At 69.7% G+C, this 12,192-nt stretch carries 11 protein-coding genes; 8 read left to right on the forward strand and 3 right to left on the reverse strand.

The window, feature by feature from the left end; genetic code table 11:
* Positions 1–15: 15 nt before the first annotated feature.
* The 5 genes from K311_RS0100175 to prpC all read left to right on the forward strand — a co-directional run bounded on the left by K311_RS0100175 (position 16) and on the right by prpC (position 5,021).
* Positions 16–1,215 (forward strand): aminotransferase class I/II-fold pyridoxal phosphate-dependent enzyme, encoded by a 1,200-nt coding sequence (locus K311_RS0100175; protein WP_026815628.1) that lies wholly within the window; start codon positions 16–18, stop codon positions 1,213–1,215.
* Between the two features lie 86 nt (positions 1,216–1,301).
* Positions 1,302–2,285 carry a malate dehydrogenase gene (locus K311_RS0100180; protein ID WP_026815629.1) on the forward strand — a complete coding sequence of 328 codons (984 nt, stop codon included), beginning with the start codon at positions 1,302–1,304 and terminating at the stop codon, positions 2,283–2,285.
* Positions 2,286–2,391: 106 nt separating this feature from the next.
* Entirely contained in the window at positions 2,392–3,279 is an 888-nt protein-coding gene (gene prpB / locus K311_RS0100185; protein ID WP_026815630.1) for a methylisocitrate lyase, read from the forward strand.
* Between the two features lie 2 nt (positions 3,280–3,281).
* Positions 3,282–3,833: a hypothetical protein gene (locus tag K311_RS0100190; protein WP_026815631.1), complete on the forward strand. Its 552-nt coding sequence runs from the start codon at positions 3,282–3,284 to the stop codon at positions 3,831–3,833.
* Positions 3,834–3,869: 36 nt separating this feature from the next.
* Positions 3,870–5,021, forward strand: a complete 1,152-nt coding sequence (prpC, locus tag K311_RS0100195; RefSeq protein WP_026815632.1) for a bifunctional 2-methylcitrate synthase/citrate synthase — start codon at positions 3,870–3,872, stop codon at positions 5,019–5,021.
* A 55-nt stretch (positions 5,022–5,076) separates the two neighbouring features.
* On the opposite strand, the gene K311_RS14540 is transcribed toward prpC, so the two are convergent.
* The 3 genes from K311_RS14540 to K311_RS14545 form a co-directional block, all read right to left on the reverse strand.
* Positions 5,077–5,565 (reverse strand): cell wall hydrolase, encoded by a 489-nt coding sequence (locus K311_RS14540; RefSeq protein WP_051239334.1) that lies wholly within the window; start codon positions 5,563–5,565, stop codon positions 5,077–5,079.
* Between the two features lie 384 nt (positions 5,566–5,949).
* On the reverse strand, positions 5,950–7,977 hold the full coding sequence (locus tag K311_RS0100205) for an NADPH-dependent 2,4-dienoyl-CoA reductase (protein WP_026815633.1): 2,028 nt from the start codon (positions 7,975–7,977) through the stop codon (positions 5,950–5,952).
* A 75-nt stretch (positions 7,978–8,052) separates the two neighbouring features.
* On the reverse strand, positions 8,053–8,505 hold the full coding sequence (locus tag K311_RS14545) for a winged helix-turn-helix transcriptional regulator (protein WP_043797678.1): 453 nt from the start codon (positions 8,503–8,505) through the stop codon (positions 8,053–8,055).
* An 88-nt stretch (positions 8,506–8,593) separates the two neighbouring features.
* Between K311_RS14545 and K311_RS0100215 the strand changes: the two genes are divergently transcribed.
* The 3 genes from K311_RS0100215 to K311_RS0100225 all read left to right on the forward strand — a co-directional run bounded on the left by K311_RS0100215 (position 8,594) and on the right by K311_RS0100225 (position 12,147).
* Positions 8,594–9,394 carry an alpha/beta hydrolase gene (locus tag K311_RS0100215; protein WP_026815634.1) on the forward strand — a complete coding sequence of 267 codons (801 nt, stop codon included), beginning with the start codon at positions 8,594–8,596 and terminating at the stop codon, positions 9,392–9,394.
* 82 nt (positions 9,395–9,476) lie between these two features.
* The gene (locus K311_RS0100220; protein ID WP_026815635.1) at positions 9,477–10,925 is read left to right on the forward strand and encodes a bifunctional 2-methylcitrate dehydratase/aconitate hydratase; all 1,449 of its coding nucleotides are present in this window, start codon (positions 9,477–9,479) and stop codon (positions 10,923–10,925) included.
* Between the two features lie 142 nt (positions 10,926–11,067).
* The gene (locus K311_RS0100225) at positions 11,068–12,147 is read left to right on the forward strand and encodes an OmpA family protein (RefSeq protein WP_026815636.1); all 1,080 of its coding nucleotides are present in this window, start codon (positions 11,068–11,070) and stop codon (positions 12,145–12,147) included.
* The last annotated feature ends 45 nt before the right edge of the window (positions 12,148–12,192 follow it).

Here is a 12,192-nt window from a genome sequence, read left to right on the forward strand (position 1 = left end):
GCCGCGAGGATTCCGATGCCCCAGCTCGCCACGCGCATGGGCAATGCCAAGCCCAGCGCCATCATGGCCGTCGCCGAAAAGGCGAAGAAGCTCAAGTCCGAAGGCCGCGACATCGTCAGCTTCTCGATCGGCGTCCCGAACTTCCTGCCCGGCGAGCACGTCTACGCCGCGGCCCGCGAGGCGCTGGCGAAGGACAGCGGCCAGTACGGCAGCAACCGCGGCGCCGACGCGCTGCTCGACGCCTTCCTGAAGCACATCGAGGCGCTCGGCTTCACCGGCTACACGCGCATGAACTGCGCCACCGGCATCGGTGCCAAGCACATCCTCTACAACCTGGCGGAAGCGCTGCTGGATCCGGGCGACACGATCGCGTACGCGGTGCCGTTCTGGACCACCTACGCCGACATCGCCGAGGTGCTGGGCGCGAAGATCCTCGAACTGCCGTGCCCGTCGAGCCAGGACTACAAGCTGACGCCGGCCCAGCTCGACGCCGCGCTGGCGACGAAGCCGAAGGTGTTCCTGTTCAACAACCCCAACAACCCGACCGGCATGGTCTACACGCGCGACGAGATCGCCGCGCTCGCCGACGTGATCGCGAAGCACCCGGACACCTGGGTGATCACCGACGACATCTACAACACGATGGTGTTCGACGGCATCGGCTACCACAACTTCGTGATGCTGCGGCCGGAACTGCGCGACCGCGTGATCTTCGTCGACTCGATCTCCAAGACCTACGGCATGCCGGGCTGGCGCGCCGGTTTCATCGCCGGTCCCGAGGTCGTCGCGAAGGCGCTGACGGTGCTGAACTCGACCCACATCACCAACCTGCCGGAAGTGGTCACCGCCGCCGCGGTCGCCGCGCTGGCCGGCCCGCAGGACGTGCCGACCGCGAAGCGCGCCGAGTTCCAGGCGCGCCGCGACCTCGTCGTCGCCACGATGAACGCGATCCCCGGCGTGGTCTGCCCGAAGCCGCAGGGCGCGTTCTACGTGTTCCCCGACATCAGCTGCGCCTTCGGCAAGTCGCACAAGGGCGTCAAGATCGCGAACGACGTCGACTTCTGCAACGTGCTGCTGGAGGCCAAGGGCGTCGCCTGCGTGCCGGGCTCGGCCTTCGGCGAGCCGCGTTCGCTGCGGATCAGCTACACCTGCCCGGAAGCGCAGCTGCCCGTGGGCCTCGAACGCATCCGCGAGTTCTTCGCCGAACTCGCCTGACCCTCCCCCTCATCTGCAGGAGCGCCTTCAGGCGCGATCCACCACCCATGTAGCAGCGCCTTCAGGCGCGAAATCCGGAGATCCCCATGAAGACCCCCGTCCGTGTCGCAGTCACCGGCGCCGCCGGCCAGATCGGCTACTCCCTGCTGTTCCGCATCGCCTCCGGCGAGATGCTCGGCAAGGACCAGCCGGTCATCCTGCAGATGCTCGAACTGCCGATGGAGAAGGCGCAGGCGGCGCTGCGCGGCGTCATGATGGAGCTCGAGGACTGCGCGTTCCCGCTGCTCGCCGGCATGGTCGGCACCGACGATCCGATGGTCGCGTTCAAGGACGCCGACGTCGCCCTGCTGGTCGGTGCGATGCCGCGCGGACCGGGCATGGAGCGCAAGGACCTGCTGCTGAAGAACGCCGAGATCTTCACCGTGCAGGGCAAGGCGCTGAACGCGGTCGCCGCGCGCGACGTGAAGGTGCTGGTGGTCGGCAACCCGGCCAACACCAATGCCTACATCGCGATGAAGTCGGCGCCGGAGCTGGACCCGAAGAACTTCACGGCGATGTTGCGCCTCGACCACAACCGCGCGCTGTCGCAGCTGGCGATCAAGGCCGGCGTCGCGGTCGCCGAGATCGAGAAGCTGGTCGTGTGGGGCAACCACAGCCCGACGATGTACCCGGACTACCGCTTCGCCACCGTCGCCGGCGCGTCGCTGAAGGACAAGGTCGCCGACGAGGCCTGGAACCGCGAGACCTTCATTCCGAAGGTCGGCAAGCGCGGCGCCGCGATCATCGACGCCCGCGGCCTGTCCTCGGCGGCGTCGGCGGCGAACGCGGCGATCGACCACGTCCGCGACTGGGTGCTGGGTACGAACGGCAAGTGGGCGACGATGGGCATCCCGTCGGACGGCAGCTACGGCATCCCGAAGGACGTGATCTACGGCTTCCCGGTCACCTGCAAGGACGGCAGGTACGAGATCGTGCAGGGCCTGGAGATCGACGACTACTCGCGCTCGATGATGGACAAGACCCTGGCCGAACTCGAGGAAGAGCGCGCCGGCGTCGCCCACCTGCTCTGAGCACGCGCGCGAAGCGTTCCGTCACGGGGGGCGGCCATCGGCCGCCCTTCGTGTTTCCGGATGCCGCGGGCGGCTGGGTAGAATGCGCGCCTCGCAAGGAGTTCCCATGGCCAAGACCTCTCCCGGCGCGCGCTTCCGCGCCGCCCTCGCCGCCGAATCGCCGCTGCAGGTCGTCGGCGCCATCAACGCCAACCACGCCCTGCTGGCGCAGCGCGCGGGCTTCCGCGCGATCTACCTCAGCGGTGGCGGTGTCGCCGCCGGTTCGCTCGGCATTCCCGACCTCGGCATCACCGGGCTCGAGGACGTGCTGATCGACACCCGTCGCATCACCGACGTCTGCGAGCTGCCGCTGCTCGTCGACATCGACACCGGCTTCGGCCCGAGTGCCTTCAACATCGAGCGCACGGTGAAGTCGCTGATCAAGGCCGGCGCCGCCGCCTGCCACATCGAGGACCAGGTCGGCGCCAAGCGCTGTGGCCATCGTCCGGGCAAGGAGATCGTTTCCGCCGACGAGATGGTCGACCGCATCAAGGCTGCCGCCGACGCGAAGTCGGCCGATCCGGACTTCTTCCTGATCGCGCGCACCGACGCGATCGCGGTCGAGGGCGTCGACGCCGCGATCGAGCGCGCGCAGCGCTGCGTCGAGGCCGGCGCCGACGGCATCTTCGCCGAGGCCGCCTACGATCTGCCGACCTATGCGCGGTTCGTGGAAGCGGTGAAGGTGCCGGTGCTCGCCAACATCACCGAATTCGGCAAGACGCCGCTGTTCAGCCGCGAGGAACTCGCCTCGGTCGGCGTCGCGATCCAGCTGTATCCGCTGAGCGCGTTCCGGGCGATGAACAAGGCCGCCGAGAACGTCTACACCGCGATCCGCCGCGACGGCCACCAGCAGGCCGTGCTCGACACGATGCAGACGCGCGAGGAGCTGTACGACCGCATCGGCTACCACGACTTCGAGCGGCGCCTCGACGCGCTGTTCCAGAAGGCGAAATAGGAGTGGAAGCCGCCGCGCCGCCGCGCGAGTCCCGCCCCGGTCGCGACTGGGACCGCATCACCGCGATCGCCGCCGTGCTGATCGGCCTGGCGGCGGTGCTGGTGTCGGTCTATACCGTGCTGCTGCAGCGCGAACAGGTGCGCGCCGAGGTCTGGCCGCGGCTCGACTTCTACTACGCCGGTGTCGACGGCGAATTCCGCGTCTCGAACAAGGGCATCGGCCCGGCGATCATCGAGACCGTGGAAGTGAGCATCGACGGCGTGCCGGTGCGCGACTGGGCGGAAGTCACCGCCCGCCTCGGGCTGAGCGACCCCGGCCAGCTCTACAGCAGCCTCTGGGGCGCGGTGCTGTCGCCCGGCGAGCATCTGGCCTACCTCATACCATCCGGGCAGGAAGCCTTCGCGCAGATCCGTGCCGAGACGCAGCGCATTTCGATGACGGTCTGCTACTGCTCGGCGCTGCGCGACTGCTGGCTCGCTGCGCCTGAAGACGACGGTCAGGTCGAGGTCGACGCCTGTCCGGTACTGCCGCCCGAGCGCCGCTTCCAGAACTAGGATCAACCGCAACACGACCCCGAACGGAGCAAGACGATGAGCGACGTTTCCCCGAATCCGCCGAAGGCCAAGAAGTCCGTCGCCCTCAGCGGCACGCCCGCCGGCAACACCGCGCTGTGCACCGTCGGCCGCAGCGGCAACGACCTGCATTACCGCGGCTACGACATCCACGACCTGGCGACGAAGGCCGGCTTCGAGGAAGTCGCCCACCTGCTCGTGCACGGCGAACTGCCGACCGCCGACCAGCTGCGCGCCTACAAGGCCAAGCTGCGCCGCCTGCGCGGCCTGCCGGCGATCGTCGCCGAGGCGCTGGAACTGGTGCCGGCGAACGCGCATCCGATGGACGTGCTGCGTACCGGCTGCTCGGTGCTCGGTACCGTGCTGCCGGAGCGCGACGAACACGCGCACCACGAGGCGCGCGACATCGCCGACCGCCTGATGGCGAGCTTCGGTTCGATGCTGCTGTACTGGTGGCATTTCACCCGCAACGGCCGCCGCATCGACGTCGAGACCGACGACGACACGATCGCGGCGCACTTCCTGCACCTGCTGCACGGCGAACCGCCGAGCGAATCGCATGCGCGCGCGCTCGACCAGTCGCTGGTGCTCTACGCCGAACACGAGTTCAACGCCTCGACCTTCACCGCGCGCGTCATCGCCGGCACCGGCAGCGACATCCATTCGTGCATCACCGGCGCGATCGGCGCGCTGCGTGGACCGAAGCACGGCGGCGCCAACGAGGTCGCGATGGAGATCATCGCCCGCTACCGCAGCGCCGACGAGGCGGAGGCCGACATCCGTGCCCGCGTCGAGCGCAAGGAGATCGTCATCGGCTTCGGCCACCCGGTCTACACGGTCGGCGACCCGCGCAACCCGATCATCAAGGAGATCTCGCGCAAGCTCTGCGCCGAGGGCGGCAACCAGACGCTGTTCGACGTCAGCGAGCGCATCGAGACGCTGATGTGGGACCTGAAGAAGATGTTCCCGAACCTCGACTGGTACAGCGCCTCGGCCTACCACATGATGGGCGTGCCGACGGCGATGTTCACGCCGCTGTTCGTGATCGCCCGCACCAGCGGCTGGTCCGCGCACGTGATCGAGCAGCGCATGGACGGCAAGATCATCCGCCCGAGCGCCAACTACACCGGTCCCGAGGACCGCGGGTTCGTGCCGATCGAGAAGCGCTGACGCGGATCATCGCGCCGGCACCAGGAAGGCCACGCTCCCGCGTGGCCTTCTTCATTCAGGGGGCCATGCGCTGCTGGGCGACGACCGGGCCGCCGGGAGGCGCCAGGCGGGTGACGCGGAAGAAGGTGTGGTCGCCGATGGTCGCGACCTGGGGCGCCGAGGCCCATTCCGGCGAGGCGATCGAGAGCGCGGCGAAGTGGCTGGCGCCGGGCACGACCTCGTTGCGTTCGCCGGGCGGCAGCTGCCAGTCGGCCTGGGTCGCGAACGCGACCTCGACCGCCCGCTGCCAGGCCTCGAGATTCCGCAGGCGCATGCCGGGATGGACGATGCCCGGTGCGAACTGCCGGCGGGCGGTCACGACCTCGCAGACCGAGTCGCCCCAGCGGCCGCTCTCGTAGCGGCGCATGGCGACCTCGGCGACGGCGCGCTGGCCGAGTTCGGACTGGTTGCGGGCTTCCAGGTAGACCGTCGTCGCCAGGCACAGCGGATCGGCGGCGGGCTGGGGCAGCATCGAGGCGAGCCACAGCAGGAAAGACAACTTCATGGCGGAACTCCTTGCTCCGTTGCGCCACGCGGGGGTCCGCATCGCTGCGGTGGCGGTTTCCCGCCGTAAGCGTGGCCTGGCGTTTTGGGGATGGACGAGCCGGGCTCGTTTTCCGGGGCGCGGGCGTTCTCGAAGGGCGCCGCCGGAAACCCCGCGCAGCCATGCAGCCGGGGCCTCGTCGTGACCCGGTCGTCACTTTCACGACCGGGGCGAAGGCGCGCATGGTACGGGGCCGGATCGAACCCCGCCTGAACGGGGTTCAGCAAGTATCTGATTCGACAAACGAATCAGCGTGGAACGTGGCCGGATCGGGCGTGGATCACGTTCCGGGCGGGGGCGGCCAACCCCGTAATGCGGCGGCGCAGGGTCCGCCCGCCGGCAAGCTCAGAGGGCCGCCGCCAGCCGGCTGCCCTGGTCGATCGCGCGCTTCGCATCGAGCTCGGCGGCGACGTCGGCGCCACCGATCAGGTGCGGCTGGAAGCCCGCGGCCCGCAGGGGTTCGACCAGTTCGCGCAGCGGCTCCTGGCCGGCACAGACCACCACGTGGTCGACCGCGAGCCGCTGCTCGGCGCCGTCGACCCGGATGCGCAGGCCGGCGTCGTCGACGCCCAGGTACTCGACTCCGCCGAGGGCGGTGACGCCCTTGGCCTTCAGCGCCGCGCGGTGGATCCAGCCGGTGGTCTTGCCGAGGCGGGCGCCAGGCTTGCCGGGGCTGCGCTGCAGCAGCCACAGCGTCCGCGCCGGCGGCTCCGGGGACGGCGGGGCGAGGCCGCCGCGGCCGCGGAATTCCGGGTCGACGCCCCATTCGTGCATCCAGCGGCCGACGTCGACGGTCGACGATGGCGGCGGCGCGACCAGGAACTCGGCGACATCGAAGCCGATGCCGCCGGCGCCGATGATCGCGACCTTGCCGCCGGGCACGACCCGGCCGGCCAGTACGTCGAGGTAGCCGACCACCTTCGGGTGGTCGCTGCCCGGAAAGTCCACCCGGCGCGGCAGGATGCCGGTCGCGAGCACGACCTCGTCGAAGCCGCCGCCGGCCAGCGCGGCCGCGTCGACCCGCTGCCCGAGCCGGCGCTCGACGCCGGTGAGCTGCAGCAGTCGGTCGAAATAGCGCAGCGTCTCCGCGAACTCCTCCTTGCCGGGAATGCGCTTGGCGAGGTTGAACTGGCCGCCGATGTCGGTGGCCGCGTCGAACAGGGTGACCGCGTGGCCCCGTCGCGCGGCGACCGTCGCGCAGGCGAGGCCGGCCGGGCCGGCGCCGATCACCGCGACCTTCTTCCGCACTGCCGCCGGCGCGTAGTTCAGCTCGGTCTCGGCGCAGGCGCGCGGGTTCACCAGGCAGCTGGCGCGCCGGTTCACGAACACGTGGTCGAGGCAGGCCTGGTTGCAGGCGATGCAGGTGTTGATCTCGTCGCGGCGGCCGGCGCGCGCCTTGTTCACCCATTCCGGATCGGCCAGCAGCGGCCGCGCCATCGACACCATGTCGGCCTGGCCGGCGGCGAGGATCGCCTCGGCGACTTCCGGCATGTTGATGCGGTTGGTGGCGACCAGCGGCAGCCTCACATGCGGCTTCAGCCTGGCGGTGACGCCGGCGAAGGCCGCGCGCGGCACCGAGGTCGCGATCGTCGGCACCCGCGCCTCGTGCCAGCCGATGCCGGTGTTGATGATCGTCGCGCCGGCCGCCTCGATCGCCTTGGCCTGCAGCACGATCTCGTCCCAGTCGGAGCCCTCGGGCACCAGTTCGAGCATCGACAGCCGGTAGATCAGGATGAAGTCCGGGCCGACGGCCTCGCGGATGCGGCGAACGATCTCGACCGCGAAGCGCATCCGCTTCTCCGGCGTGCCTCCCCAGGCGTCGTCGCGGCGGTTGGTGCGCGGCGCCAGGAATTGATTGATCAGATAGCCCTCGCTGCCCATCACCTCGACGCCGTCGTAGCCGGCGTCACGCGCCAGCTTCGCGGTGGTGACGAAGGCGCCGATCTGCCGTTCGACGCCCCAGGACGACAGCGCGCGTGGCGTCAGCGGGCTGATCGGCGCCTTCAGCTTCGAGGCCGACACCAGCAGCGGATGCGCGGCGTAGCGGCCCGCATGCAGGATCTGCAGGCAGATGCGGCCGCCGGCCTCGTGCACCGAGCGGGTGACGATGCGGTGCTTGTGCACTTCCCACGGCCAGCCGAGCTTGCCGGCGAAGGGCTTCAGCCAGCCGACCAGGTTCGGGGCGATGCCGCCGGTGACGATCAGGCCGGTGCCGCCTTCGACGCGCTCGCGGAAATACGCGGCGAGCTTCGGGAAATCGCGCGCGTGGTCCTCGAGGCCGGTGTGCATCGAGCCCATCAGCACACGGTTCGGCAGCGTGCAGAAGCCCAGGTCCAGCGGCTGGAAGAGGTGCGGGTAGGGCGTCTCGCTCATCGGGCAGGCGGGTCCTGGCGGTTGCCGAACCTTGCCCGCAAGCCTTCACGCGGACAAGTCGGCGTCGGGGTTCGGTCAGGCGGGTGGCTCGTCGCAGGCGCGCATCGCCAGGTCGCGCAGCGCCAGCGGTTCGCCGGCGGCGTCGAACAGGCCCACCGCCGCCAGCGGCACGCCGCTGTGCCGGTTGACGAAGCGCACCGGCGACTTGCCACCGTAGATCCAGCGGTCGCCCCACTGCGCGAGCGCGATCAGCACCGGCGCCAGGTCCTTGCCGCATTCGGTCAGGCGGTACTCGATCTGGCGCGGGTCGTCCTTCGCCGGCCGGCGTTCGAGGATGCCGACTTCAACCAGGCGCTTCAGGCGCGAACTGAGGATGTTCTTGGCGATCCCGAGCCGGCGTTCGAAGTCGGCGAAGCGGCGGGTGCCCTGGAAGCACTCGCGCAGGATCAGCAGGCTCCACCATTCACCGACGCGTTCCAGCGCCTGGGCGACGGGGCAGGGCATGTCGGCATAGGAGACCCGTTTCATCGCACAAGCATCGCCGAGTGGAGTTGCATAATGCAACCAGAGGTGCCAGAGTGCCGCCAGGTTGCATGAAGAAACCTCGGAGGTCGCCATGCGTATGCTGCCGCCGCTGATCCGCACCCTCGGCCTGGTCGCCCCGGCCGTAGCCGCCGACTTCGCGCGCCGGGTGGCGACCCGGCCGAGCCCGGCGCGCCGGCGTCCCGAGCCGGCGGGCGCCGAGCCGGTCACGTTCCGCTTCGGGCTCGCCGGCCTGCGCTGGGGCGCCGGTGGCCCGACCGTGCTCGCCCTGCATGGCTGGGAAGGCCGCGCCGCGCAGTTCCGCGGGCTCGGCGAGCGCCTCGCCGCGCGCGGTTACCGGCTCGTGGCACTCGATGCGCCGGCGCACGGGCGCTCGCCGGGGCGGGAGGCCGATCCGGTCGTGTTCGCCGATGCCCTGCGCGAGGCCGCCGCCGAACTCGGGCCGCTGCACGCGGTGGTCGGCCATTCGATGGGGGGTGCCTCGGTGCTGTATGCGGTGAGCCAGGGGCTGCGCAGCGAACGTTCGGTGGCGATCGCGGCGCCGGCGGGCGTCGGCGGCGTGCTGGCGCGGATCGCCGGCCGGCTCGGCCTCGGCGAGACCGCGCGCCGCCGCTTCTTCGCGGCGATGAGCCAGCGCAGCGGGATGCCGCCGGAAGCGCTGGACATCGACCGCCTCGCCGGCGGCATCGGCCAGCCGCTGCTGGTGGTGCACGACCACGAGGATGCGGTGATCCCGTTCGCCGACGCCGAGCGCATCGCCGGCGCGACCCGCGCCCGCCTGCTGGCGACCCGCGGCCTCGGCCACCGCAACGTACTGCGCGATCCGGCGGTGCTCGACCAGATCGTCGACTTCCTGGACGCACGCGCCGCCTGATCCCGGAGAAGGCGACCTGCACGTGACGGGGTGATCTGGCAAGATTCGCCGGTCGACACCGCAGCAGGGGAGCTGCATGCCCATGAGCACGCACGACAGCCGTTCCGCGAAACGAACCGATCCGGACCAGGCGATGGTGGACATCGCCAACTACGTCGCCGACTACTACATCGGCTCGTCCGAGGCCTACACGACCGCGCGCTACATGCTGCTGGATTCGCTGGCCTGCGCGATGCTGGCGATGCGCCATCCCGAATGCGTCAAGCACCTCGGCCCGATCGTGCCCGGTGCGGTGCTGCCCGGCGGTTCCCGCGTTCCCGGCACGTCCTGGGAACTCGACCCGGCGCAGGCGGCCTACAACATCGGCGTGCAGATCCGCTGGCTCGACTTCAACGACACCTGGCTGGCGGCGGAGTGGGGCCATCCGTCCGACAACCTCGGCGCGATCCTCGCGGTCGGCGACTGGCTCAGCCGCAAGGCCGAGCGCGAGCACGGCAAGCCGATCACCGTCCGCGACATCCTCACCGCGGCGATCAAGGCGCACGAGATCCAGGGCTGCTACGCGCTGAAGAACAGCTTCAACCGGGTCGGCCTCGACCACGTGATCCTGGTGCGGCTGGCGTCGACGGCGCTGACCACGCACATGCTCGGCGGCAGCAAGGACGAGATCGTCAACGCGGTCAGCCACAGCTGGATCGACGGCGGCACGTTGCGCGCCTACCGGCACGCCCCGCAGGCCGGCCCGCGCAAGTCCTGGGCCGCCGGCGACGCCTGCCGCCGCGCCGTCACCCACGCGCTGAACGCGGTGAAGGGCTGCGTCGGCTACCCGAGCGCGCTGAGCGCGAAGACCTGGGGCTTCGCCGACGTGATGTTCAAGGGCCGCGAGTTCGAGTTCGAGCGGCCCTTCGGCAGCTACGTGATGGAGAACATCCTCTTCAAGATCAGCTTCCCGGCGGAATTCCACGCGCAGACCGCGGTGGAATGCGCGATGAAGCTGCACGGTGAGGTGGCCGGCCGGCTCGACGAGATCGAGCGCATCACGATCGAGACGCAGGAAGCCGGGGTCCGCATCATCGACAAGACCGGGCCGCTGGCGAACTACGCCGATCGCGACCATTGCCTGCAGTACATGGTCGCGGTGCCGCTGATCTTCGGCCGCCTGACCGCCGACGACTATTCCGACACCGTCGCGGCCGACCCGCGCATCGACGCCCTGCGGGCGAAGATGGAGGTCAGCGAGAACCCGCAGTTCACCGCCGACTACTTCGATCCCGACAAGCGCTTCATCGGCAACGCGGTGCAGGTCCACTTCAAGGACGGCACCCGCAGCGAGCGGGTCGCGGTCGACGTGCCGATCGGCCATCGCGAGCGCCGGGGCGAGGGCATCACGGCCCTCCTGCAGAAATTCGAGTCGGCGATCGGTGGCCAGCTCCCGTCCCGCCGGGTCGAGCAGATCCTGGCCCTCACCAGTGACACTTCACGTTTCGAGGCGACGCCGATCCACCGTTTTATCGATTTGTTCACATCCTGAGGGCGTAAGCTTGCCAAGCCCTGGCTGGCTTGTTAGATTCCCGTTAACCCGTTAGCAGCGGTAAAGTTTCGTGAGCGCGCATGCCCGGCATGCCAGGTCCCCCGATCGTGAGTCGTTCCCCCTAGTTCATTTGGAGCAAACCATGAAGAAGAAACTCCTGTGCTGCGCCCTGCTCGGCGCCATCGCGATGGCGCAGTCCGCGTCGGCGCAAGACTACGACGATCGCTGGTTCGTCACTGGCGGCGTCGGCCAGAACTGGCAGGACAGTGACCGGGGAACCGAGGACGTGCTGTTCGGCCACCTCGGCTTCGGCCGCTTCATCTCGCCGAACTGGAGCCTGGAAGGCGAGTTCAACTACCAGAATCCGGGCATCGAAGGCACCGACCTGAACTGGACGCAGTGGGGCGCCTCGCTCGACGCGCGCTACCACTTCATCAAGGAAGGCAAGAACTGGTGGCCGTTCGTGCGCGTCGGCCTCGGCGTGCAGCGTGCGGAAGAGGAGTACAGCTTCTTCCCGTTCCCGGGCACCGGCCAGCGTGAGGACAGCTTCCTGACCGTGAACCTGGGCGTCGGCCTGCAGGCCGACTACGACCGCTACGCGGTTCGCGCCGAGCTGCTGTCGCGCTCGGTGATGGACGACAGCAGCGTCCGTTCGCCGAATTCCGACCGCTTCAACGACCTGATCGGCCAGCTGACCTTCGTGCTGAAGCTCGGCGACCGCGCCGTGGCCCCGCCGCCGGTCGAGCCGCAGCCGCCGCAGACCACCTGCGCCGACCTGGACGACGACGGTGACGGCGTCAACAACTGCAACGACCGCTGCCCGAACTCGACCGCTGGCCAGACCATCGGCGCCGACGGCTGCCCGGTCGTGGTCCGCATCGACCTGCGTGGCGTGAACTTCGACTTCGACAAGGCCACCCTGCGTCCGGACGCGATCGCGATCCTCGACGAGGCCGTGTCGATCCTGCAGAAGTACCCGCAGATGCGCTTCGAGCTCGCCGGCCACACCGACGAGTGCGGTACCGACGCCTACAACCAGCGTCTGTCCGAGCGTCGCGCCCGCGTCGTGTACGACTACCTGATCGGCAAGGGCATCGACTCGGCCCGCATCTCCGGCCCGAACGCGTACGGCGAGAGCCGCCCGATCGAGCAGCTGGGCGATGCGTTCCCGGGCTGCAAGTCCGAGACCAACCGCCGCACCGAGCTGAACGTCCTGAACTGATCGGACGCAGCGAAGCAACAGGGAAGCCCGGCCTCGCGCCGGGCT

This window comes from Arenimonas composti TR7-09 = DSM 18010 (assembly GCF_000426365.1).
Lineage (GTDB): Bacteria > Pseudomonadota > Gammaproteobacteria > Xanthomonadales > Xanthomonadaceae > Arenimonas > Arenimonas composti.